27 protein-coding genes are annotated in these 21,155 nt (G+C 63.4%); 6 read left to right on the forward strand and 21 right to left on the reverse strand.

What is annotated here, in order from left to right; all coding sequences use genetic code 11:
- The gene (locus ACTHQS_RS03925; protein ID WP_440166266.1) at positions 1-885 is read left to right on the forward strand and encodes a type II secretion system F family protein; all 885 of its coding nucleotides are present in this window, start codon (positions 1-3) and stop codon (positions 883-885) included.
- 94 nt (positions 886-979) lie between these two features.
- A complete protein-coding gene (locus ACTHQS_RS03930; RefSeq protein ID WP_440166268.1) occupies positions 980-1,462 on the forward strand; it encodes an Hpt domain-containing protein in 483 nt (160 codons plus the stop codon).
- 8 nt (positions 1,463-1,470) lie between these two features.
- Here ACTHQS_RS03930 and ACTHQS_RS03935 read toward each other — a convergent pair whose 3' ends face one another.
- On the reverse strand, positions 1,471-2,256 hold the full coding sequence (locus ACTHQS_RS03935; RefSeq protein WP_440166269.1) for a response regulator transcription factor: 786 nt from the start codon (positions 2,254-2,256) through the stop codon (positions 1,471-1,473).
- Positions 2,257-2,507: 251 nt separating this feature from the next.
- Here ACTHQS_RS03935 and ACTHQS_RS03940 point away from each other — a divergent pair, with 251 nt between their 5' ends.
- Complete coding sequence (locus ACTHQS_RS03940) at positions 2,508-4,175, forward strand: sensor histidine kinase (protein ID WP_440166271.1); 1,668 nt, start codon at positions 2,508-2,510, stop codon at positions 4,173-4,175.
- Between the two features lie 122 nt (positions 4,176-4,297).
- On the opposite strand, the gene ACTHQS_RS03945 is transcribed toward ACTHQS_RS03940, so the two are convergent.
- From ACTHQS_RS03945 to ACTHQS_RS03980, 8 genes are all read right to left on the reverse strand, one after another.
- Complete coding sequence (locus ACTHQS_RS03945; protein WP_440166273.1) at positions 4,298-5,191, reverse strand: tRNA pseudouridine synthase A; 894 nt, start codon at positions 5,189-5,191, stop codon at positions 4,298-4,300.
- A gap of 32 nt (positions 5,192-5,223) precedes the next feature.
- The gene (rplQ, locus tag ACTHQS_RS03950; RefSeq protein WP_440166274.1) at positions 5,224-5,784 is read right to left on the reverse strand and encodes a 50S ribosomal protein L17; all 561 of its coding nucleotides are present in this window, start codon (positions 5,782-5,784) and stop codon (positions 5,224-5,226) included.
- Positions 5,785-5,852: 68 nt separating this feature from the next.
- Positions 5,853-6,863 carry a DNA-directed RNA polymerase subunit alpha gene (locus ACTHQS_RS03955; RefSeq protein ID WP_013601812.1) on the reverse strand — a complete coding sequence of 337 codons (1,011 nt, stop codon included), beginning with the start codon at positions 6,861-6,863 and terminating at the stop codon, positions 5,853-5,855.
- Between the two features lie 130 nt (positions 6,864-6,993).
- Complete coding sequence (rpsK, locus tag ACTHQS_RS03960; RefSeq protein ID WP_018760435.1) at positions 6,994-7,395, reverse strand: 30S ribosomal protein S11; 402 nt, start codon at positions 7,393-7,395, stop codon at positions 6,994-6,996.
- Between the two features lie 54 nt (positions 7,396-7,449).
- Complete coding sequence (gene rpsM / locus ACTHQS_RS03965; protein ID WP_028275004.1) at positions 7,450-7,824, reverse strand: 30S ribosomal protein S13; 375 nt, start codon at positions 7,822-7,824, stop codon at positions 7,450-7,452.
- Between the two features lie 184 nt (positions 7,825-8,008).
- Entirely contained in the window at positions 8,009-8,122 is a 114-nt protein-coding gene (gene rpmJ, locus ACTHQS_RS03970) for a 50S ribosomal protein L36 (protein ID WP_009358722.1), read from the reverse strand.
- Between the two features lie 71 nt (positions 8,123-8,193).
- Positions 8,194-8,415, reverse strand: a complete 222-nt coding sequence (gene infA, locus ACTHQS_RS03975) for a translation initiation factor IF-1 (protein ID WP_009358723.1) — start codon at positions 8,413-8,415, stop codon at positions 8,194-8,196.
- 171 nt (positions 8,416-8,586) lie between these two features.
- A complete protein-coding gene (locus tag ACTHQS_RS03980) occupies positions 8,587-9,579 on the reverse strand; it encodes a P1 family peptidase (protein ID WP_440166276.1) in 993 nt (330 codons plus the stop codon).
- Between the two features lie 215 nt (positions 9,580-9,794).
- On the opposite strand from ACTHQS_RS03980, the gene ACTHQS_RS03985 reads away from it, so the two are divergent.
- From ACTHQS_RS03985 to ACTHQS_RS03995, 3 genes are all read left to right on the forward strand, one after another.
- Complete coding sequence (locus tag ACTHQS_RS03985; protein ID WP_440166277.1) at positions 9,795-10,754, forward strand: carbohydrate ABC transporter permease; 960 nt, start codon at positions 9,795-9,797, stop codon at positions 10,752-10,754.
- Positions 10,751-11,671 (forward strand): carbohydrate ABC transporter permease, encoded by a 921-nt coding sequence (locus tag ACTHQS_RS03990; protein WP_440166278.1) that lies wholly within the window; start codon positions 10,751-10,753, stop codon positions 11,669-11,671. Before ACTHQS_RS03985 ends, ACTHQS_RS03990 begins: the two co-directional genes overlap by 4 nt.
- Before the next feature lie 73 nt (positions 11,672-11,744).
- On the forward strand, positions 11,745-13,094 hold the full coding sequence (locus ACTHQS_RS03995) for an ABC transporter substrate-binding protein (RefSeq protein ID WP_440166279.1): 1,350 nt from the start codon (positions 11,745-11,747) through the stop codon (positions 13,092-13,094).
- An 86-nt stretch (positions 13,095-13,180) separates the two neighbouring features.
- Here the strand turns inward: ACTHQS_RS03995 and map are convergent, their stop codons facing one another.
- From map to rplN, 12 genes are all read right to left on the reverse strand, one after another.
- Entirely contained in the window at positions 13,181-14,008 is an 828-nt protein-coding gene (map, locus tag ACTHQS_RS04000) for a type I methionyl aminopeptidase (protein WP_440166281.1), read from the reverse strand.
- Positions 14,009-14,081: 73 nt separating this feature from the next.
- Complete coding sequence (locus tag ACTHQS_RS04005) at positions 14,082-14,651, reverse strand: adenylate kinase (RefSeq protein ID WP_201302397.1); 570 nt, start codon at positions 14,649-14,651, stop codon at positions 14,082-14,084.
- A 5-nt stretch (positions 14,652-14,656) separates the two neighbouring features.
- The gene (secY, locus tag ACTHQS_RS04010; RefSeq protein WP_440166282.1) at positions 14,657-15,967 is read right to left on the reverse strand and encodes a preprotein translocase subunit SecY; all 1,311 of its coding nucleotides are present in this window, start codon (positions 15,965-15,967) and stop codon (positions 14,657-14,659) included.
- Positions 15,968-16,178: 211 nt separating this feature from the next.
- The gene (gene rplO, locus ACTHQS_RS04015; RefSeq protein ID WP_013601817.1) at positions 16,179-16,664 is read right to left on the reverse strand and encodes a 50S ribosomal protein L15; all 486 of its coding nucleotides are present in this window, start codon (positions 16,662-16,664) and stop codon (positions 16,179-16,181) included.
- Positions 16,665-16,871, reverse strand: coding sequence for a 50S ribosomal protein L30 (gene rpmD / locus ACTHQS_RS04020; RefSeq protein ID WP_009358731.1), 207 nt, complete (start codon positions 16,869-16,871; stop codon positions 16,665-16,667).
- Positions 16,872-16,873: 2 nt separating this feature from the next.
- The gene (gene rpsE, locus ACTHQS_RS04025; RefSeq protein WP_141159772.1) at positions 16,874-17,590 is read right to left on the reverse strand and encodes a 30S ribosomal protein S5; all 717 of its coding nucleotides are present in this window, start codon (positions 17,588-17,590) and stop codon (positions 16,874-16,876) included.
- Entirely contained in the window at positions 17,587-17,970 is a 384-nt protein-coding gene (gene rplR, locus ACTHQS_RS04030; protein ID WP_236799106.1) for a 50S ribosomal protein L18, read from the reverse strand. The genes rpsE and rplR overlap by 4 nt, the downstream gene beginning before the upstream one ends.
- Positions 17,971-17,972: 2 nt before the next feature.
- Positions 17,973-18,509, reverse strand: a complete 537-nt coding sequence (gene rplF / locus ACTHQS_RS04035; protein ID WP_440166287.1) for a 50S ribosomal protein L6 — start codon at positions 18,507-18,509, stop codon at positions 17,973-17,975.
- An 18-nt stretch (positions 18,510-18,527) separates the two neighbouring features.
- The gene (gene rpsH / locus ACTHQS_RS04040) at positions 18,528-18,926 is read right to left on the reverse strand and encodes a 30S ribosomal protein S8 (protein WP_440166290.1); all 399 of its coding nucleotides are present in this window, start codon (positions 18,924-18,926) and stop codon (positions 18,528-18,530) included.
- Positions 18,927-19,008: 82 nt separating this feature from the next.
- Positions 19,009-19,590: a 50S ribosomal protein L5 gene (gene rplE, locus ACTHQS_RS04045; protein WP_018769138.1), complete on the reverse strand. Its 582-nt coding sequence runs from the start codon at positions 19,588-19,590 to the stop codon at positions 19,009-19,011.
- Complete coding sequence (gene rplX, locus ACTHQS_RS04050; protein ID WP_440166294.1) at positions 19,590-19,952, reverse strand: 50S ribosomal protein L24; 363 nt, start codon at positions 19,950-19,952, stop codon at positions 19,590-19,592. Before rplX ends, rplE begins: the two co-directional genes overlap by 1 nt.
- A 3-nt stretch (positions 19,953-19,955) precedes the next feature.
- A complete protein-coding gene (gene rplN, locus ACTHQS_RS04055; protein WP_003803789.1) occupies positions 19,956-20,324 on the reverse strand; it encodes a 50S ribosomal protein L14 in 369 nt (122 codons plus the stop codon).
- Positions 20,325-21,155: the final 831 nt, after the last annotated feature.

Raw genomic sequence — 21,155 nt, forward strand, 5'->3', positions numbered from 1 at the left:
ATGAACCTGATCGTTCTCCTCTCCGTCCTGCTGGTCTGTGTCCCGGTGGCGGCACTGGCATGGTCCGTCCTGACCGTGGAAAAACAGGGGCGCGTGGCTGTCTCCGAACTGCTCTCGCGCGGCGCACCCGCGGTAACGGTTGCTCCCATCGGAGCGCCGCCGCGGCTCGAGGCCCTGGGACGGCGTCTCACTCCCCCTGCGTACGTTGCGTTCCTGGACCGGCTGTTGTCCCTGGCCGGCAGGCCCGCCTCGATGCCCCTGGGAAAGGTGCTGGGGTCCAAGCTCGGTCTTGGCCTGGCAGGTGCGGCCGTTGGCCTCTACCTGACCTCCATCGGCAGCTCGCCGATCATGAAACTCGCCGGGATCTTCGTCCTGGTCCTCGGCTACTTCATCCCGGACCTCCTGCTGTACAGCAAAGGCCAGGAGCGGCAGAAGGCGATGCAGCTCGAGCTGGCCAACACGCTGGACCAGATGCTGATCTCCGTGGAGGCAGGGCTCGGCTTCGAAGGCGCCATGGCCCGGGCCGGCGACAACGGCAAGGGCCCGCTGGCCGAGGAACTGGTCCGCACCCTGCAGGACATGCAGGTTGGGCGCAGCCGCCGCGAGTCCTACGTCGCGCTGGCGGAACGGACCAACATCCCGGAACTGCGGAGCTTTGTGCAGGCCGTGGTGCAGGCCGACACCTACGGCATCGCCATCAGCCGGGTGCTCCGCGTGCAGGCCAAGGTCATGCGGGTCAAGCGGCGCCAGCGGGCCGAGGAAAAGGCCATGAAACTGCCCGTGATGATCCTTTTCCCGCTGCTGTTCTTCATCTTTCCGGTCCTCTTCATCGCCATTTTGGGACCGGCCGTCATCAATACCGTAATGACCTTCAGCGGACAATAAACGATACTCAGGGCGGCGGCAAGGTTGCCTCAAGGTTTACACAGAATGATAAGAAATTGGACGCCGAAGGTTTTCCAGGAAGTAGCCTTGAACAATGCAGACTCAAGATCCCGGTTCCAGCGGAAAGAGCCCCGCTGCGGACTCCCCGCTGTCCGGGGTCGCGTTGCCTGCCGCTCCCATTCCGTCGGCCGGCATGGGCCCCTCACTGGAAGCGGCCGGTCTCTTGCCACTGATTGATGCAGCAGTTCTGGACGAACTGGAAGACGAACTGGCAGGATCCGGGCTGGCCCAGCGCTTCGCCCGTGACTATGCCGCCATGTGGGACCTGCGCCTGGCCCGCCTGGGGACAGCCGTGGACAGCCAGGATGAGGACTCCGCCCTGGACGCAGTGATCAGCCTGAAGATCAGCTCCGCCATGGTGGGAGGGATCCGGCTTGCCAAGCTCGCCGAACTCCTCGAAGGCCTGATCCGGCGGGGCGACTTTGTCCAGGGCCAGGCCGTGATGGTCGGCGTGGCCCGGGACGGGGCACGCACCGTGTCCGAACTCCAGTCCACTTACATCCTGGAAAAGGGCTAAGGCAACCGTTAGGCGTCGTCCGGCCGCCGCGGCGCCAGCCGGTACCCCACCCCGCGGACTGTCTGCAGCCAGCGCGGCGACAACTGGTCCTCCTTGAGCTTGCGCCGCAGGTTTCCCACATGGACCTCCACGGCGCGCTCATCAGCCTCGCTGATGTACGTTTCCCGGTCGTAGAACTCACCCCGCACCGCCCGCACCAGATCAGCCCTGGTACACACGGCACCGCCGCCCTTCAGCAGCACGTGGAGCAGGTCGAATTCACTGCGGGTCAGTCCCAGCGGCTCACCTTTGATTTCCACAGTGCGCGTCCGGTGGTTCAGCAGGAGCCCGTTGTGCTGCAGGACCCCCGGCTCCCGTTGCGCGGAGGCAGCAGCCTGTACTTGTCCTCCATGCGAGGGAGACAACCCGTGCCCCGTCACCTCGTGGCGTGGCCTGCGCAGCATGGCTGCCACCCGGGCCCGGAGTTCCCTGGGCCGGAAAGGTTTGGCGATATAGTCATCCGCCCCTGCATTCAGTGCGGAAAGAAGGTCGGGTTCGTCGGTCCGGCCCGTCAGCATCACCACATAGGCATTGCTGAAATTCCGTATCCGCCGCAAAACCTCGAAACCGTCAATATCCGGCAGGCCAATATCAAGCGTCACAACGTTGGCCTGCTTGCTGCGGACCACCTCAACCCCGGCCCGCCCATCAACTGCCGTATGCACTTCGAAGCCCGCCTGGGTCAATACACCTTCAAGGAGGTTACGCACGTCTGCGTCATCTTCGATTACTACAGCTATACCAAGATCGTCCATTGCTATCCCTGTGCCAGGCGAAGAATGGCCCCCCATCGGCCCAGCGCCAATGCCAATCCCGCTCCAACCATTTATACGCTACTAGTAAGCCGTGCTGATAACATCCGAATCCGCACCGGAAATTGAAAAGTCAATTATTATGACAAGACATGTGCAATATTGGTGGGACTGGGTAAGAGCCGGATAACTGGGCAATTGAAGGACCGCGACGGCACCTGCTTTCCGGACGTAAAGGGGTACGAGTCAGAAACATGGTTGCGCCACTGCTCCACCGTGCACCGGGCCGCATCTTCCGCCGGTTGGGTACCCGCACGCAAGTAGCACTGTGCCAGCTCCCCCTTACCCTCATCGTGGTTGTCATTGCGGTGGCCACGCCCTTCGCCTGGCCCTCGCTCATGCACAGCCCGCTGTACGTCGCCGGGATCCTCCTCCACGCCATCCTGTTCCTTGGCTGCCTCCTGGTCCCCTGGGAACGCCTGGCGCACCGCCCCTACCTCCTGATCCCCGTCCTGGATTTCGCTGCCATTGGCCTCCTCCGGAACGGTGCGGCACCGCTCCTGCCCGGCCTGGCGGTGCTGGCGGTATATCCCGTGATCTGGCTCTCCGCCTCCGGCATGCTGGCACGCAGCAGCCTGGTACTGAGCTTCGCTGGGCCGCTCCTGATCATGCTCCCCACGGCGGGGGCACATTTACCGGCACTTACAGCGGCGGACATCACCAGCGCCGGCCTCTTCCCCGTGATGATGCTTTCAGTGTCGCTGGCCATCCGCTTCGCGAGCGTCAGCCTCCGGCAGCAGCAGGCCGAACTCGCGGCCAAGGACCGCGAGCTCCGGGACCTGCTGCGCGCAACCCGGGAACGGGAGAAGCTGCTCGAAACCGTCCTGGACGCCACCGACGTCGGTATTGCCGCCGTCGACCGTTCCGGCCACTTCCTGGTGTCCAACAGCCGCCAGCGCAACTTCCGCCGGTCCACCGGCGCCGACGAAGCAATTCCCGGCCAAGGGCACCAGCTGGTCTTTGGCCAGGACCGGCGCACCCTGCTTCCCCCTGACCGCCGGCCCATCAGCCGCGCCATGGCCGGCGAGTCGTTCGCCGACTACCTGGTCTGGGCGGGCGAGGGCCCGGAGCAGCGCGCCGTGTCCACCGCGGCACGTCCGCTGGTAAGCGAGGACGGCCGGCTCACCGGGGCGGTGGTGGTGTACACCGATGTCACCGGCTGGGTGGAGTCCCTGGCCGCAAACCAGGAACTGATCTCCAATGTCTCGCACGAGTTCAAGAACCCGCTGAACTCGATCGTTGGCAACGTCGATCTGGTGCTGGACGAGGCGGACAGCCTCCCGCCGCACCTGGCCCAGCGCCTGCTGGTGGTCCAGCGCAACGCGGAGCGACTCCTGGACCTGGTCGCTGACCTGAGCGCCTCGGCCTCCACGACCCTGAATGTCCACCCCAAACGAACCGACCTGGCCAGCCTGGTGGAAACCAGCCTCAGCTCGGCGCAGGCCTCGGCGCAGCGGTCCCATGTGGAGATGTCCGCAGACGTTCCCTCGCCCCTGTGGGCTTATGCTGACCCGCTCCGGATCGGGCAGGTGCTGGACAACCTGGTGTCCAACGCCATCAAATACTCCCCCGACGGCGGGAAGATCAGCATCAGCGCCACAGCAGACAGGCAGTGGGTGCGGCTGAGCGTCACCGACACCGGGATGGGCATATCCCACGACGACGCGGCCAAGGTCTTCAACCGCTTCTTCCGGGCCGAGTCGGCGCAAAAAGCGGCCATCCCCGGCGCCGGACTGGGCCTCTCCATCACGCGGATGATCGTGGAGCGCCACGGCGGCAGCATCGTGTGCGAGAGCGGCGAGGGCCAGGGCAGCACCTTCATCGTGACGCTCCCCGCCGAGGGTCCCCCGCCCTCGTTTTAGAACCATCGATTGCTCCCCACCGGCTCCCAGCCCTCGCAAGCTCGGGCCGGGGCCCTCGCCGGCGTGGGCCCCACTGCCGTTTTGACGCCCGAAAACGACAGGTACGGAGCAGTCGATTGGGGTTAGTACTCCCGGACGGCCCTGGTCTGCTCGGCGCGGGCCAGGAGCTCGCTGTCGGACGGATACGCCACTTCCTCCAGCACCAAGGGGTGCGGGGCCGCAAGGACAGACTTTGCATCCCGTTTCTGCAGCAGCAGCCGCTCGTACAGCCAGCCCGGTTCCACAGTGCCCTCCCCCACGTACAGGGCGGACCCGATCAGTGCGCGTACCATGTTGTGGCAGAACGCGTCGGCCTGGACGGTGGCCACGATGACGCCATCCTCGCCGCGCCGGAACTCAAACCGCTGCAACTCCCGGATGGTGGTGGCCCCTTCACGCGGCTTGCAGAACGACAGGAAGTTCTGCAAGCCCAGCAACTGTGATGCGCCCGCGTTGAGCAGGTCCACGTCCAGCGGGTTCTTGTGCCAGAGCGTGAAGTAGCGTTCCAGCGGATCCCAGAGGGCAGGCCCGTCGCCGATCCGGTAGCTGTACCTCCGCCACAAGGCCGAGAAGCGCGCGTCAAAGCCCTGGGGTGCCAGCGCGACGTCGTGCACCTCCACCGCCCCGTGCAGGTCGCCGAGGGCACGGTTCAGGGCACCGCGGAGGCGGCGCAACATAGCGACGGCGGGATCCAGTTCGTGCCCGCGCGGCAGTCCCAGCCACTCGGCTTCGGTCAGGTCCAGGTGGAGCACCTGGCCGCGGGCGTGCACGCCGGCGTCAGTCCGCCCAGCAACGGTGACGCGCACCTGGCGCCGGACCAGAAGCTGGATCGCTTCCTCCAGGACGCCCTGGACGGTGCGGCGCCCAGGCTGCAGGGCCCACCCGCTGAACGGGCCGCCGTCGTACGAAAGATCAAGCCGGATACGCAAAAACCCGCCGCCCCCTGGAACGGGGGCCGCGGGTTTTTGGTGGTTCACAGACCTAAGTCTATGCGAAGAGAATCAGCGAATTACTTCGCGTCCTTCTCCTCGGCAGCGGGAGCCTCAGGAGCTTCCTCAGCGGCCGGAGCCTCTTCGGTTGCAGCTTCTTCAGCAGCAGGAGCCTCAGCAGCTTCGGTCTCGGCGACCTCAGCCTCGGGAGCTTCCTCGGCGGCCGGAGCAGCCTTGGCGGCAGCCTGGGTAGCCTCGGCTACGACGGCCTGCTTGGCGGAAACCGGCTCGAGGACCAGTTCGATGACAGCCATGGGAGCGTTGTCGCCCTTGCGGTTGCCGATCTTGGTGATGCGGGTGTAGCCGCCGTCGCGGTTCTCCACAGCCTGCGCGATGTCCGTGAACAGCTCGTGGACGACGCCCTTGTTGCTGATCAGGCCCAGGACGCGGCGGCGGGAAGCCAGGTCGCCACGCTTGGCGAAGGTCACCAGGCGCTCTGCGTACGGCTTCAGGCGCTTGGCCTTGGTCACCGTGGTGGTGATCCGCTTGTGCTCGAACAGGGATGAGGCCAGGTTCGCGAGCATGAGACGCTCGTGAGCCGGGCCGCCGCCGAGGCGCGGACCCTTAGTGGGGGTAGGCATAATTGTTTCTCCTCATGTGGAAGCCGTGGGCGGCACACCATGGTGCTGCCCGCCGGCCAAGGTCTGGTTTAGAGTTCGTCGTCGCCGAAGGCGGCGTCGTCCTCTTCGATTGCTGCGGCGCGTGCTGCGAGGTCAAAACCGGGAGGCGAGTCCTTGAGGGACAGGCCCAGTTCAACCAGCTTTGCCTTGACCTCGTCAATGGACTTGGCACCGAAGTTCCGGATGTCCATCAGGTCAGCCTCGGAGCGGGCAACGAGTTCACCCACGGTGTGGATGCCCTCACGCTTGAGGCAGTTGTAGGAACGGACGGTGAGGTCCAGATCCTCGATCGGCAGTGCCATGTCGGCTGCCAGGGCAGCGTCGGTGGGCGACGGGCCGATCTCGATACCTTCAGCTGCGGTGTTCAGCTCACGGGCCAGACCGAACAGTTCCACCAGGGTGGTGCCTGCGGAAGCAACGGCATCGCGCGGGGCGATTGCCTGCTTGGTCTCGACGTCGACAATCAGCTTGTCGAAGTCGGTGCGCTGCTCAACACGGGTTGCTTCCACGCGGAAAGTAACCTTCAGCACCGGCGAGTAGATGGAGTCAACCGGGATACGGCCGATCTCTGCGTCGCCGGACTTGTTCTGAGCTGCCGAAACGTAGCCGCGGCCGCGCTCGATGGTCAGTTCGAGCTCGAACTTGCCCTTCGAGTTCAGCGTGGCAATGTGCAGATCCGGGTTGTGGAATTCGACGCCGGCCGGCGGAGCGATGTCCGCGGCGGTGACGACTCCGGGGCCCTGCTTGCGCAGGTAAGCCACGACAGGCTCGTCGTGCTCGGAGGAAACCGACAGGCTCTTGATGTTAAGGATGATCTCGGTGACATCTTCCTTGACACCCGGAACCGTGGTGAACTCGTGCAGCACACCATCGATCCGGATGCTGGTTACGGCAGCACCGGGGATGGAGGAGAGCAGGGTACGGCGGAGGGAGTTTCCGAGGGTGTAGCCGAAGCCCGGTTCCAGCGGTTCAATGATGAAACGCGAACGGTTTTCGGAGACGACCTCTTCGGAGAGGGTGGGGCGCTGTGCAATGAGCACTTAGGTTTCCTTTCGGCGAGCATCCGCTATATGACGCAACACAGGTGGTGGAAATTCGGTCTGAAGACTTAACGCGCTGGGCTTGCCCGCACCATCGCTGGTGCGGGCAAGCTCCTGCTGCGGAAAAGAATTAGACGCGGCGGCGCTTCGGCGGGCGGCAGCCGTTGTGCGCTGCGGGGGTGACGTCCTGGATGGAGCCAACCTCGAGGCCTGCGGCCTGCAGCGAACGGATGGCGGTCTCGCGTCCGGAACCCGGTCCCTTGACGAAAACGTCTACCTTGCGCATGCCGTGCTCCTGCGCACGCTTGGCAGCGGCTTCGGCAGCCATCTGGGCAGCGAACGGGGTGGACTTGCGCGAGCCCTTGAAGCCAACCTCACCGGAGGAAGCCCAGGAAATAACAGCGCCGCTCGGATCCGTGATGGAAACGATGGTGTTGTTAAAGGTGCTCTTGATGTGCGCCTGGCCAAGCGCGATATTCTTCTTGTCCTTCTTACGCGGCTTGCGAACCGCGCCACGAGTCTTCGGGGGCATTTTTTCTCCTACAGAAAGTTATTGGGGAAAGTTCCGTAAATCCCGGCCGGGATTTTAACGGGCCTTCTTCTTGCCTGCGACCGTGCGCTTCGGGCCCTTGCGGGTACGGGCGTTGGTCTTGGTACGCTGCCCGCGGACCGGGAGGCCCTTACGGTGGCGAATACCTTCGTAGCTGCCGATTTCAACCTTGCGGCGGATATCAGCTGCTACTTCGCGGCGAAGGTCACCCTCAACCTTGTAGTTGCCTTCGATGTAGTCACGCAGCTCAACCAACTGGGCGTCAGTCAGGTCCTTGACGCGGACGTCAGCGCTGATGCCAGTGGCAGCCAGGGTTTCGTGTGCACGGGTCTTGCCCACGCCGTAGATGTAAGTAAGCGCAATTTCCAGCCGCTTTTCGCGGGGAATGTCTACGCCAGCGAGACGAGCCATAGTGGCAGTACTCCTTGATAAACCGGAGGTCGTAGGCAGTACACCCGCACGTTCCGTGCGGCCCCAGCCTCCGACCGGGGGTTAGCTGTCCGGACTCTTTCGAGCTCAATGTTCCAGATCAGCTTGTGCTGCCTTTATTTACTTGCGTGGGTTAGCAACCCAGGATTTCCTTCAGGGAAGGAAATTAGCCCTGGCGCTGCTTGTGGCGCGGGTTCTCGCAGATCACCATGACCCGGCCATTACGGCGGATCACTTTGCACTTTTCGCAGATCTGCTTGACGCTCGGCTTGACCTTCATGGCATTCCCTTTGCGTGTAGCAGTTGGTCAACTGGAGCAGCAGTCAGCTTGCACTGCCGCTGCCCAGCAATTTACTTGTAGCGGTAGACGATACGACCACGGGTGAGGTCGTACGGGCTCAGCTCCACCACTACGCGGTCCTCAGGGAGAATCCGGATGTAGTGCTGGCGCATCTTTCCAGAGATGTGTGCCAGAACGATGTGCTTGTTGGTGAGCTCAACGCGAAACATCGCGTTAGGCAGCGCCTCGGTCACAACGCCTTCGATCTCAATGACCCCGTCCTTCTTGGCCATACCCTCCGCTAACTGTTGTTGCCGCAGTCCTGCCGGATAGCACCGGGCATGACCACGAACGTTTTTGTTGGATCGATTGCCGTCTCCAGGCCCAAAAGGGCGTGGCAGTCCAGACAACCAACAAGCAACACTACCCTGTTGGCCGGTAAAAGTTAAATCGGCCATAGTAGCCTACGGTGCGGGGTACGCACCATATTCGCCGGCGGGAGTGCTGATGCCTTCCGCGCTGGCCACGCCATCAAGGATCGCCAAACGGACGACGTCGGCTGCCGCACTTTGGAGCGTGATGAGACTGACCTGCCGCGCAGCGTCGTCCGACCGGTCAAGTGCCACGGCCTGCGTAGACAAACAAAAAACAGTATCCCCATCGGCGAGGGTATGGCTCGGACTCAAAGCCCGGGCAATCCCGGCATGCGCAGCCGAGGCAGTCCGTTTACATTCGGCAACATCCAGAACGGCGTTGGTAGCGACGACTACAAGAGTGGTGTTGAAGGGCGGCCTGGCGGCACCCGGTGACGGGGAATCAGGAACCCGGAAGCGCGCGTCTAAGGGAGGAACGACCGAGCGCGCGGAGGGTTCGTGATTCCCCGACAGGGAAAATGGCAGACCAAGGGCATTCACGATTGCGATTGCTCCGACTACCACCCCGTTCTCGAGCGTGGCCGAAGCAGTGCCTACCCCGCCTTTGTACGCCCGGCCGATGAGGGCACCGGTGCCGGCACCCACGTTGCCGCGGCCGACGTCGTGCCCTTCCTTTTGCGCTGCCGCCGCGGCCGTTGCCGCGTAGCCCATGTCCGGCGTCGGCCGTGCGGAGAAGTTCCCTCCCCTGCCCAGGTCGAAGATGGCGGCGGCGGGCACGATGGGCACCACTCCCCCGGGAACGGCGAAGCCGCGGCCGTTTTCCTCGCACCAGCGCTGGACGCCGGCAGCGGACGCGAGCCCGTACGCACTTCCGCCCGTGAGGACCACCGCGTCCACGGTGCTGACCAGGGTGGTCGGGTCGAGGGCGTCGGTTTCATGCGTGGCCGGGCCGCCGCCCTGGACATCCACCGAACCCACGGTGCCTGGCGGCGGCAGGACGACGGTGACGCCCGTCAGCCAGCCGGCGGTGTCCTTCTGGACCTGGCCCACGCGGATGCCCGGGACATCGGTAATGGTTCCCATGCCCCTATTCTCCCCTCTGGTGGCGCGCCCCTGCCGCAGGGGCGAACTTTATGCGAGACTGCATGCAACACAGCGTTAACGGGCGACGAAGCCTTGGATAACAGCCCCCTGACAAGGGCATATGCGGGTTTCAGGCCCCTGACGGTCTGGTGTAGTAGTCCCTAGATCAAGCCAGGGCCCGCCACGAGCAGGCTCCCGACCCGGGAGAGAAACGCATGACCCGTCAACTCGCCCCGCACCCGTCCACCAAACCGAAAAGGCCTCCGGGGCGTTCAGCAAAGGTTCCACGACGGCGGTGGACTGCCCGGACCCGGCGCGACTTCTTCGTTTTCCTTGCCATGGCACTGCCCAACCTGGTGCTCATCGCGGTGTTCACCTACCGCCCACTGTTCAGCAACATGTACTACTCCACGCTGGACTGGACGTTGGGTTCCCCGACCGCCACGGTGGTGGGCCTCGCCAACTACGCCACCTTCTTCACCAGCAACGATGCCCCGAAGGTCCTGGGCACGACGGCAGTGTTCACCCTGGTCACGGTGGGCGGCTCAATGATCCTCGGTCTTCTGGTGGCGCTGGCCTTGAACGCGAAGGTCCGCGGCACCACGTTCGCCCGCTCCGCCGTCTTCGCCCCGTATGTCCTCTCCGGCGTCGGCGTTGGCCTGGTGTGGCTGTTCATTTTCGATCCCGGCTATGGCGTCCTGGCCTGGCTGCTCCGGGGCATCGGCCAGCAGAGCCCGCAGTGGATCAACGATCCCCAGCTGTCGCTGGTCATGGTGATCCTGGTCTACGTCTGGAAGAACCTGGGCTACTGCGCGGTGGTGTACCTCGCCGGGCTCCAGTCCCTGCCCCAGGATGTCATGGAGGCGGCGTCCCTTGACGGTGCCAACGGGTTCAGGCGCTTCGTCAGCATTTCGCTGCCGCTGCTGTCCCCCACCACCTTCTTCCTCCTCATCACCACGATGCTGAGCTCCCTGCAGGCCTTCGACCTCATCCGGATCATGACGCCGCTGGGCGCCGGCACCAGCACCCTGATCTACGAGGCATACCTCCAGGCCTTCGGCGCCTACAACAGGGCCGGCTACTCGGCGGCCATTTCGGTGGTCCTGTTCGCCATCCTCCTGGTGATCACCGTGCTCCAGCTGAGGTTCGTGGAACGAAAGGTGCATTACTCGTGACCTCCCTATCACCGGTAAGCCCGGACCCCGCCGCACCGGCCCTCTCCCCACCGGATCCAGGCCTTCGCCGCGACCGGCCGTTCTCCCGCCGGAACCTTATCCAGACCGTGGTGGGCGGTTACCTGCCACTGATCGTGGCCACGCTGGTGGTGTTCCTTCCCCTGCTGTGGATGGTGCTCAGCTCCTTCAAGCAGTCGGGGGAAATCGTCACCACGGACCTGAAGATCCTTCCGGAAAGCCTGAACCTGGAGAACTACCGGACGGCCATGACCACGGTTCCGTTCGGCCGGTTCTTCCTGAACAGCACCATCGTCACCCTGGCCGGGGCCACCATCAAGGTGCTGCTGGCCATCCTGACGGCGTACGCCCTGGTCTTTGTCCGCTTCCCGTTCCGGAACTTCATCTTCCTGCTGATCCTGGTGGCCCTCATGGTGCCGCCGCAGGTGTCCATCCTGCCCAACTTCATCCTGATAGCGGGGATCGGCGGAAAGAACACCCTCTGGGGCATCATCCTGCCCGGCCTTGGCACCGCATTCGGCACGTTCCTGCTGCGCCAACACTTCCGCACCCTGCCCGCCTCGATCCTTGAATCGGCCGAGATGGACGGCGCCGGCCACTGGCGCCGGCTCTGGCAGATCGTGGTCCCGGTATCGGTGCCCTCCATCGCCACCGTTGCCCTGGTGACCATCGTGACTGAATGGAACGACTACATCTGGCCACTCATCATCACGGACAGGCCGGAAACCATGACCCTGCCCGTGGGCCTCACGCTGCTGCAGAACAACGAGAGCAACGCCGCCGGGTGGGGCGTCCTCATGGCCGGGGCTGTCCTGGTCATCGTCCCCATCCTCATCATCTTCGCCGCGCTGCAGCGCTACATAGTGGCGGGCCTCACCCAAGGCAGCGTGACCGGCTGACCCGCCGGCCGCCGTCGTACTTCCACCCTAAGTACTTCCACCATTCCGCAGGCAACAACCGAAAGGAACTGTCATGACACTTCACCTGGACCGGAGGCACTTCCTGGGCCTGGCAGGGGCCACCGCCTCTGCCGCTGCCCTGGCCGCATGCGGCGGACCTTCTACAAGCGGCGGTGGCCAGGCCACGTCCCAGGCCGCCGATATCGACTTCAGCGGCGTGAAGCCGGCGGCAAAGATCGACTTCTGGTCCAGCCACCCCGGACAGTCACAGGACGTGGAGAAGAGCCTGATCGAGAAATTCCAGGCCAAGAACCCGGGCATTGCCGTCAACCTGGTCACCGCCGGGGCCAACTACGAGGAAATCGCCCAGAAGTTCCAGACTGCGCAGGCAGCCAAGTCCGGCCTCCCCGGTGTGGTTGTCCTCTCGGATGTCTGGTGGTTCCGCTACTACACCAACGGCAGCATCATTCCGGTGGACAGCCTGACCAAGCAGCTGAACATGAAGATGGACGACTTCCAGCAGTCACTGGTCAATGACTACAAGTACGACGGCAAGCAGTGGGCCCTTCCCTACGGCCGGTCAACCCCGCTGTTCTACTACAACAAGGACCACTTCGCGGCGGCCGGCCTTCCGGACCGTGCGCCCAAGACGTGGCAGGAGTTCGCTGAGTGGGCTCCCAAGCTGAAGGCAAGCTCCGGCGCCCAGTACGCCTACATCTACCCCGCGCTGGCAGGGTATGCAGGCTGGACGCTGCAAAACATGCTGTGGGGCTGGGGCGGTGGCTGGTCCAAGGAATGGGACATCACCTGCGACTCCCCTGAATCAGTTGCGGCCCTGCAGTGGGCCCAGGACTCGATCTACAAGGACAAGTGGGCCGGAGTTTCCTCCAAGGAAGCCGCGGACGATTTCTCCGCGGGCCTGACCTCGACCACCATTTCGTCCACCGGTTCGCTGCTGGGGATCCTGAAGTCGGCAAAGTTCAACGTGGGCGTTGGCTTCCTGCCCGGCGGCCCGAAGGCGACCACCAACGTGTGCCCCACCGGCGGCGCAGGCCTGGGCATCCCCAGCGGCATCACCAAGGAGGAACAGCTCGCTGCCGGCATGTTCCTGGACTTCGTCACCCAGCCGGAGAGCACTGCGGAGTTCTCCGCCGCCACCGGCTACATGCCCACCCGCAAATCGGCTGACATGACGGCAGTGCTGGCCAAGACACCCCAGATCAAGACCGCCATGGACCAGCTCGCGGTCACCAAGGTCCAGGACAACGCCCGGGTGTTCCTGCCGGGCGCCGACCAGGAAATGGCGAAGTCCGCCGCGAAGATCCTCACCCAGCAGGGCGACGTCAAGTCCACCATGACGGACCTGAAGACCACCCTTCAGGGCATCTACGACAAGGACGTAAAGCCGAAGCTGAAGTCCTAGGCACTCCCCCAACTGGGTCGCAGTAACTGTCGTTTTGAACCGCCACAACGACAGTTACTGCGACCTACTTTTGCCTTCCGGCGTCCTTACGGGATCGGCACGGGAGTGACGCCAAGGGGCACCAGGTGCTCCGCACCGCCGTCGGGCGCTGAAAGCACCCAGATGCCCTTCTCGTGCACTGCCACCGAGTGCTCCCACTGGCAGGATCGCTTGCCATCGGTGGTCACCACGGTCCAGTCGTCCTCCAGGACTGCGGTGTCAATGCTGCCCCTGACCAGCATGGGTTCAATCGCAAGGCACAGGCCGGGCTTGATCTTGGGGCCGCGGTGGTTGGTGCGGTAGTTCAGGACGTCCGGGGCCATGTGCATTTCGGAGCCGATGCCGTGTCCCACGTAGTCCTCCAGGATGCCCAGCGGCTTGCCGGGGACTGAGGAGACGTAATCGTCAATGGCGGCGCCGATGTCGCCCACGTGCGTGCCGTTGGCCAGTGCAGCGATCCCGCGCCACATGGCAGCCTGCGTCACGTCGGAGAGCCGCTGGTCCTCGGGATCCGCTGTTCCCACGATCACCGTGCGCGCGGAATCCGAGTGCCAGCCGTCCACGATCGCGCCGCCGTCGATGGAGATGATATCGCCCTCCTGCAGGACGCGGCTGCCCGGGATGCCGTGCACCACTTCCTCGTTGACGGACGTGCAGATGGTGGCCGGGAAACCGTGGTAGCCCAGGAAGTTGGACTTCGCGCCTGCCTCGTTGAGGACGGCGGCGAACACGTCGTCCAGGTGCTTGGTGGTGACCCCCGGCACCGCGGCGGCAACGGCGGCATCCAGTGCACGGCTGAGGACCAGGCCGGCCTCGTGCATGGTGCGCATCTGGGCGTTGTTCTTGAATTCGATGCGGGGCTGGCCGAAGGCCATGATGTGTCCTTTCAAATGGCTGAGGCTCCTCCCGGATGCCGGGAGGAGCCTCGATAAAACCGGGCGCCTTGGGTCAGGCTGCCTGTGCGGCCTTGATGGCCTGCATCACGCGGTTGGTGACTTCGTCGATGGGACCGATCCCGTCAACCTTGGTGAGGATACCGCGGTCGGCGTACTTGGCCACCACGGCTTCGGTCTGCTCGTGGTAGAGGTCCAGGCGGTGGCGGATGACGGCTTCGTTGTCGTCGCTCCGGCCCGTTTCCTTGGCCCGGCCCAGGAGGCGGTGTACCAGCTCCTCGTCGTCGGCAGTCAGCTGCAGGACCACGTCGAGCTTCTCGTCGCCGTCGGCGAGGATCTCGTCCAGGTAATCAACCTGCGCGGTGGTGCGCGGGTAGCCGTCCAGCAGGAAGCCGTTCTCGACATCGGATTCGTTCAGGCGGTCACGGACCATCTTGTTGGTCACGCTGTCCGGAACGAAGTCACCGTTGTCCATGTACTTCTTGGCCTCGACGCCGAGGGGGGTTTCGCCCTTCACGTTGGCACGGAAGATGTCGCCGGTGGAGATGGCCACAACGCCGAGGCGTTCTGAAATCCGCTCCGCCTGCGTTCCTTTTCCGGAACCGGGAGGTCCAATAATCAGCATTCTCGTCATCGCAAAAGCCCTTCGTAGTGACGTTGTTGTAGCTGCGCATCAATCTGCTTTACGGTCTCCAAGCCAACGCCCACCATGATCAGGATCGAGGTGCCACCGAACGGGAAGTTCTGGTTTGCGTTGATCAGCACGAGTGCCACCAGCGGGATCAATGCCACGAAGCCCAGGTAGAGGGCGCCGGGCAGGGTGATCCGTGAAAGCACGTACTGCAGGTAGTCAGCGGTCGGCCGGCCGGCGCGGATACCTGGAATGAAGCCGCCGTACTTCTTCATGTTGTCTGAGACTTCTTCAGGGTTGAAGGTAATCGCGACATAGAAGTAGGTAAAGAACACGATCAGGACGAAATAAACCGCCATGTAGATCGGGTGGTCCCCGCGGGTGAGGTTGTTGTTGATCCACTCAACCCACGGTTGCATTGGCTCGCCGTTCCGGGGCTGGTTGAACTGTGCGATCAGCCCGGGAATGTAGAGCATGGAGGAAGCGAAGATCACCGGAATGACACCGGCCATGTTCACCTTGATGGGAATGTAGGTGCTGGTGCCGCCCACGGTGCGCCGGCCGATCATGCGCTTGGCGTACTGGACCGGGACGCGGCGCTGTGACTGCTCGACGAAGACCACCAGGGCGACCGTCAGGAGGCCCACCACCAGGACGAGGAAGAAGGTTCCCGGGCCCTGCGAGGTCCAGATGGCACCAAGCGAGGTGGGGAACTGTGCGGCGATGGAGGTGAAGATGAGCAGCGACATGCCGTTGCCCACGCCCTTCTCCGTGACGAGCTCGCCCATCCACATGATCAGGCCGGTGCCGGCCGTCAGCGTGATGATGATCAGCACGGTGGTGATGATGCTGGTGTCGGGAATGACTGGCAGCTGGCACCCGGGAAGCAGCTGGCCGGAGCGGGCCAGGGAGACCAGGGTGGTGGCGTTGAGCAGGCCAAGCGCAATGGTGAGGTAGCGGGTGTACTGGGTCAGCTTGGACTGGCCCGACGCGCCCTCGTCGTAGAGCTGCTGGAACCGGGGAATAACCACCCGGAGCAGCTGGACGATGATGCTGGCCGTGATGTAGGGCATGATGCCCAGGGCGAAGATGGACACCTGGAGCAACGCGCCGCCGCTGAAGAGGTTGACGAGCTGGTACAGCCCGCCGGCGGTCTGACCGTTATGCAAGCATTGCTGGACATTCTGGTAGTTCACACCTGGCGAGGGAATGAAAGCACCCAAGCGGAAGATGGTGATGATTCCCAGCGTGAACAACAACTTGCGTCGCAGATCAGGCGTGCGAAAGGCCCGGCCAAATGCGCTAAGCAAGCGTCCTCCTGTGGTGTCAATAAGGGGTGGGGTGACGGAATTTGATAAATCCCGACATCCGAGTCTAACGGGTCTATGCGCCGGGCGAACAATCCGGGCCGCCGTGCATGCGCCGGATGGCGGGAATTGTTCGCCCGGCGGATAAGAAAAACTCCCGGTATCCGGGGCATAAGCCCACGGATACCGGGAGTTCAACAGCTGGCGCCGTCCCTTACAGGGCGGTGGTGCTTCCGCCTGCTGCAGCAATCTTTTCAGCAGCGCTGGCCGAGAATGCGTGGGCCGTGACGTCAACCTTGACGGTGATGTCGCCGGTGCCCAGCACCTTGACGGGCTGGTTCTTGCGAACGGCACCCTTTTCGACCAGGTTCTCCACGGTGACTGCGCCACCTTCCGGGAACAGCTCGTTGAGCTTGTCCAGGTTTACAACCTGGAACTCAACCCGGAACGGGTTCTTGAAGCCACGCAGCTTCGGCAGGCGCATGTGCAGCGGCAACTGGCCACCGGCAAAGCCAGCCTTCACCTGGTAGCGGGCAGCCGTACCCTTGGTACCACGGCCGGCGGTCTTACCCTTGGATGCCTCACCACGACCAACACGGGTCTTGGCGGTCTTGGCACCCGGCGCGGGACGCAGGTGGTGAACCTTCAGGGCGTTCTGCTTCTCAGCAGCCTGCGCCTTATCAGCAGTGTTCTCTGCCATTTACTTCGCCTCCTCTACCTTTACCAGGTGCGGAACCGTGTTCAGCATTCCAACGGTCACGGCGTCGGCGGTGCGGACAACGGTGTGTCCGATCCGCTTCAGGCCGAGGGACCGCAGGGTGTCGCGCTGGTTCTGCTTGCCGCCAATGGCGGACTTGATCTGAGTGATCTCCAACTGAGCGTCGGAGGGGACCAGGTTCTTAGCCAAGACTAAACACCTGCCTTCGGAGCCAGGAGGGCCTTCACCAGCGCTGCCGGAGCGATCTCGTCCAGCGGCAGGCCGCGGCGTGCTGCCACTGCTGCCGGCTCTTCGAGGCGCTTCAGGGCATCAACGGTCGCGTGCACGATGTTGATGGCGTTGGAGGAACCGAGCGACTTGGAGAGGATGTCGTGGATGCCCACGCACTCCAGTACTGCACGGACCGGACCACCGGCGATAACACCGGTACCGGCGGAAGCCGGACGCAGCATGACGACGCCGGCAGCGGCCTCACCCTGAACGCGGTGCGGGATGGTGTTGCCAACGCGGGGAACGCGGAAGAAAGACTTCTTGGCCTCTTCAACGCCCTTGGCGATAGCAGCGGGTACTTCCTTGGCCTTGCCGTAGCCCACGCCGACCATGCCGTTACCGTCACCAACGACGACCAGTGCGGTGAAGCTGAAGCGACGACCACCCTTGACGACCTTGGAAACGCGGTTGATGGTGACAACGCGCTCTACGAACTGGTTCTTTTCGGCTTCACGGCCACCGTCGCGGCCGCCACGGCCACCGCGGTCGCCGCGGCCCTGGCCACGGTCGCCACGCTCGCCGCGACGGGCGCCACCACGGCGGTCCTCGGCAGCGGGGGCAGTGGTCTCAGCAGCTGCGGCTTCGGGCGCCTTCTGATCTGCAGACACAGTGTCCTTTTCCTTGTTTGCTTCGGTCACAGTGACAGCCCACCTTCGCGTGCACCGTCAGCGACGGCGGCAATCCGGCCGTGGTACTTGTTACCACCACGGTCGAAGACAACAGCCTCGACGCCGGCAGCCTTGGCACGTTCGGCAACGAGCTCGCCGACGCGCTTGGCCTTGGCAGTCTTGTCACCGTCGAATGCACGAAGGTCAGCTTCCAGGGTGGACGCGCTTGCTACGGTCTGGCCAATGGTGTCATCGACAACCTGGACAAATACGTGGCGTGCGGAGCGGTTGACCACCATGCGGGGGCGGACAGCCGTACCGGAAATGCGCTTGCGGATACGAAGCTGGCGACGGCTGCGGCCAGCAGCCTTGCTCTTGTTCGTACGCTTCTTGTTAATGGAGATGGCCATGGTTACTTACCAGCCTTTCCGACCTTGCGGCGGATGACTTCGCCGGCGTAACGGATGCCCTTGCCCTTATACGGGTCGGGCTTCCGCAGCTTGCGAATGTTGGCAGCAACTTCGCCGACCTGCTGCTTGTTGATACCTGAGACAGAGAGCTTGGTCGGTCCCTCTACTGCAAAGGTAATGCCGGCCGGAGCCGAAACGTTGACCGGGTGGCTGTAGCCAAGAGCGAACTCAAGGTCAGATCCCTTGGCCTGAACGCGGTAACCGGTACCAACGATTTCAAGCTTCTTCTCGTAGCCTGCGGTGACGCCCTGGATCATGTTGGCGATCAGGGTGCGGGTCAGGCCGTGGAGCGAACGGGAGGCGCGCTCGTCGTTCGGGCGGGTTACGGTCAGGGTGCTGTCTTCCAGGGCAACCTCGATGGGGCTGGCCACAGTGTGGGTCAGCTCCCCCTTGGAACCCTTGACGCTGACGACAGAGCCGTCAACCTTGACCTCAACGCCGGCAGGAACGGTGATGGGGAGACGTCCAATACGTGACATTATTCTCTTCCTTTCCCGTTACCAGACGTACGCGAGGACTTCGCCGCCCACGCCCTTCTTGCCGGCCTGCTTGTCAGTCAGGAGGCCGGAAGAGGTGGACAGGATTGCGATACCCAGGCCACCGAGCACGTGAGGCAGGTTGGTGGACTTCGCGTAAACGCGGAGACCCGGCTTGGAGATGCGGCGTACACCGGCGATGGAACGCTCGCGGTTCGGACCGAACTTGAGGTCCAGGGTCAGCTTCTTGCCAACCTCAGCTTCCTCTTCCTTCCAGCCGGCGATGAAACCTTCGGCCTTGAGGATGTCGGCAACGCGTGCCTTGAGCTTGCTGTAAGGCATAGACACGGAGTCGTGGTATGCCGAGTTTGCGTTACGCAGGCGCGTAAGCATATCTGCGACAGGATCTGTCATTGTCATGTGGGCTCATGCCCTTCCTCATAACGGTTTCCGCCGTTCCGTCCTCCAGGGAGCGGAGCGGCCGGACCTTTTATGTAGTTAATTAAGCTTCGGTTTTGAACGGGAAACCCAGCGCCTTGAGCAGCGCACGGCCTTCGTCATCGGTCTTGGCAGTGGTGACAACCGTGATGTCCATACCGCGGACGCGGTCGATCTTGTCCTGGTCGATTTCGTGGAACATAACCTGCTCGGTCAGACCGAAGGTGTAGTTGCCGTTGCCATCGAACTGCTTGCCGCTGAGGCCGCGGAAGTCGCGGATACGGGGCAGTGCGAGGGTGACCAGGCGGTCCACGAATTCCCACATGCGGTCGCCACGCAGGGTTGCGTGTGCACCGATGGGCATGCCTTCGCGCAGCTTGAACTGTGCGATCGACTTGCGGGCCTTGGTAACCTGCGGCTTCTGGCCGGTGATCTGGGTGAGGTCGCGGACAGCGCCGTCGATCAGCTTGGAGTCCTTGGCGGCATCTCCAACACCCATGTTCACAACAACCTTCACCAGACGGGGTACCTGGTTCACGTTCTCGTACTTGAATTCATCCTGGAGCGTTGCCTTGATGGATTCTGCGTACTTGGTCTTCAGACGAGGAACGATCTTCGTTGCCGGAGTCTCGAGAGTCTCAGTCATTAGATGTCCTTCCCGGAGCTCTTGGACACGCGGATGCGGACGGTCTTCTGGACACCGTTCTTCTCCACAGTGTCGAGGCGGAAGCCCACGCGGGTCGGCTTCTTGGTCGACGGGTCAACCACGGCCACGTTGGAAATGTGGATCGGGGCCTCTACAACCTCGATGCCGCCGGTCTTGGTGCCGCGCTGCGACTGTCCAACACGGGTGTGCTTGGTGACGCGGTTGATACCCTCAACCAGCACGCGGTTGGTGTCGGTGAATACGCGCAGAACCTTGCCCTGCTTGCCGCGGTCGCCGCCGCGCTCAGCCTTGGCGCCAGTGATGACCTGAACCAGGTCACCCTTCTTGATCTTTGCAGCCATGGACTAGAGCACCTCCGGAGCCAGAGAAACGATCTTCATGAACTTCTTGTCACGCAGTTCACGACCAACCGGTCCGAAGATACGGGTACCGCGGGGGTCACCGTCGTTCTTCAGGATCACAGCTGCGTTCTCGTCAAACTTGATGTAGGAACCATCCGCACGGCGGCGTTCCTTCTTGGTACGGACGATGACGGCCTTAACCACATCGCCCTTCTTTACGTTGCCGCCCGGGATTGCATCCTTGACGGTGGCGACAATGACGTCACCGATGCCTGCGTAGCGACGGCCGGATCCACCGAGAACGCGAATGGTAAGGATTTCCTTAGCACCCGTGTTGTCGGCGACCTTCAGTCGCGACTCCTGCTGAATCACTATTTACTCCTTGCGTCGCGCCGGTTCTCAGGCCGTGGTCTTGCTACGGAATGAGCCTTGCGGAACGGTTGATCGGGGTGTCTCTTGACCTGCCTGGATTTTGCCAGACCAGGCCTAAACGCCCGTGCCGCAAGCAGTTGCTCCCACCCGGTCCGGGACGAATCCCGGGCGCACAGGGGCACTATGCTGTGGCACGCTTGTTTACGAGGTTGATGACGGCGCGCGAAAGGCGCCATACAAACTCAATATCCTAGCACGTTTTCCGCCGGCCCCCATATCACCACCTCCCCCTGCCCTGCAAGGCAGACGACGGCGTCACGCAGGGCAGCCTTTCGACCCACCCAGGGCGCCACTCCCCCGCAGGCCACGCGCCATCACCTCCTGCAGCAAAACAGCCAACGCCCCATCACCTCCAGGCGTACCGGCGACAGGAAGTGATGGGGCGTCGCTAAAAAAGCGATGATAAGTGATAACGGGTTTGGGCGGGACGGACGACGGCGTCACGCAGGGCAGCCTTTCGACCCGCCCAGGGTGCCGCTCCCCCGCCAGGCCACGCATCGCCGTCGCCCCTCGACCCCGACGCCCGCTCACCTATGACAGCAATATTCCCCACCCCCGCTCACATATGGCCCCTGTTCCGCCAACGCCCGCTCACTCTCTTGAAAACAGTGATGGGGCGTCGCCGAAAAGCGGTGATAAGTGATGGGGCGCTTAGGCGGGACGGACGACGGCGTCACGCAGGGCAGCCTTTCGGCCCGCCCAGGGTGCCGCTCCCCCGCCAGGCCACGCATCGCCGTCGCCCCTCGACCCCGACGCCCGCTCACCTATGAC

The sequence above is a fragment of the Arthrobacter sp. SAFR-044 genome, from assembly GCF_051965175.1.
In the GTDB taxonomy this organism is placed as follows: domain Bacteria; phylum Actinomycetota; class Actinomycetes; order Actinomycetales; family Micrococcaceae; genus Arthrobacter.

Excerpts from the sequence above, each read along its gene's own strand:
- ACTHQS_RS03925 (WP_440166266.1), top strand. The coding sequence starts at position 1 with ATGAACCTGATCGTTCTCCTCTCCGTCCTGCTGGTCTGTGTCCCGGTG.
- ACTHQS_RS03930 (WP_440166268.1), top strand. The coding sequence starts at position 980 with ATGCAGACTCAAGATCCCGGTTCCAGCGGAAAGAGCCCCGCTGCGGAC.
- ACTHQS_RS03935 (WP_440166269.1), bottom strand. The coding sequence starts at position 2,256 with ATGGACGATCTTGGTATAGCTGTAGTAATCGAAGATGACGCAGACGTG.
- ACTHQS_RS03940 (WP_440166271.1), top strand. The coding sequence starts at position 2,508 with ATGGTTGCGCCACTGCTCCACCGTGCACCGGGCCGCATCTTCCGCCGG.
- rplQ (WP_440166274.1), bottom strand. The coding sequence starts at position 5,784 with ATGCCTACCCCCACTAAGGGTCCGCGCCTCGGCGGCGGCCCGGCTCAC.
- rpsK (WP_018760435.1), bottom strand. The coding sequence starts at position 7,395 with ATGCCCCCGAAGACTCGTGGCGCGGTTCGCAAGCCGCGTAAGAAGGAC.
- rpsM (WP_028275004.1), bottom strand. The coding sequence starts at position 7,824 with ATGGCTCGTCTCGCTGGCGTAGACATTCCCCGCGAAAAGCGGCTGGAA.
- rpmJ (WP_009358722.1), bottom strand. The coding sequence starts at position 8,122 with ATGAAGGTCAAGCCGAGCGTCAAGCAGATCTGCGAAAAGTGCAAAGTG.
- infA (WP_009358723.1), bottom strand. The coding sequence starts at position 8,415 with ATGGCCAAGAAGGACGGGGTCATTGAGATCGAAGGCGTTGTGACCGAG.
- ACTHQS_RS03980 (WP_440166276.1), bottom strand. The coding sequence starts at position 9,579 with ATGGGAACCATTACCGATGTCCCGGGCATCCGCGTGGGCCAGGTCCAG.
- ACTHQS_RS03985 (WP_440166277.1), top strand. The coding sequence starts at position 9,795 with ATGACCCGTCAACTCGCCCCGCACCCGTCCACCAAACCGAAAAGGCCT.
- ACTHQS_RS03995 (WP_440166279.1), top strand. The coding sequence starts at position 11,745 with ATGACACTTCACCTGGACCGGAGGCACTTCCTGGGCCTGGCAGGGGCC.
- map (WP_440166281.1), bottom strand. The coding sequence starts at position 14,008 with ATGGCCTTCGGCCAGCCCCGCATCGAATTCAAGAACAACGCCCAGATG.
- ACTHQS_RS04005 (WP_201302397.1), bottom strand. The coding sequence starts at position 14,651 with ATGCTGATTATTGGACCTCCCGGTTCCGGAAAAGGAACGCAGGCGGAG.
- rplO (WP_013601817.1), bottom strand. The coding sequence starts at position 16,664 with ATGGCAGAGAACACTGCTGATAAGGCGCAGGCTGCTGAGAAGCAGAAC.
- rplR (WP_236799106.1), bottom strand. The coding sequence starts at position 17,970 with ATGGCCATCTCCATTAACAAGAAGCGTACGAACAAGAGCAAGGCTGCT.
- rplF (WP_440166287.1), bottom strand. The coding sequence starts at position 18,509 with ATGTCACGTATTGGACGTCTCCCCATCACCGTTCCTGCCGGCGTTGAG.
- rpsH (WP_440166290.1), bottom strand. The coding sequence starts at position 18,926 with ATGACAATGACAGATCCTGTCGCAGATATGCTTACGCGCCTGCGTAAC.
- rplE (WP_018769138.1), bottom strand. The coding sequence starts at position 19,590 with ATGACTGAGACTCTCGAGACTCCGGCAACGAAGATCGTTCCTCGTCTG.
- rplX (WP_440166294.1), bottom strand. The coding sequence starts at position 19,952 with ATGGCTGCAAAGATCAAGAAGGGTGACCTGGTTCAGGTCATCACTGGC.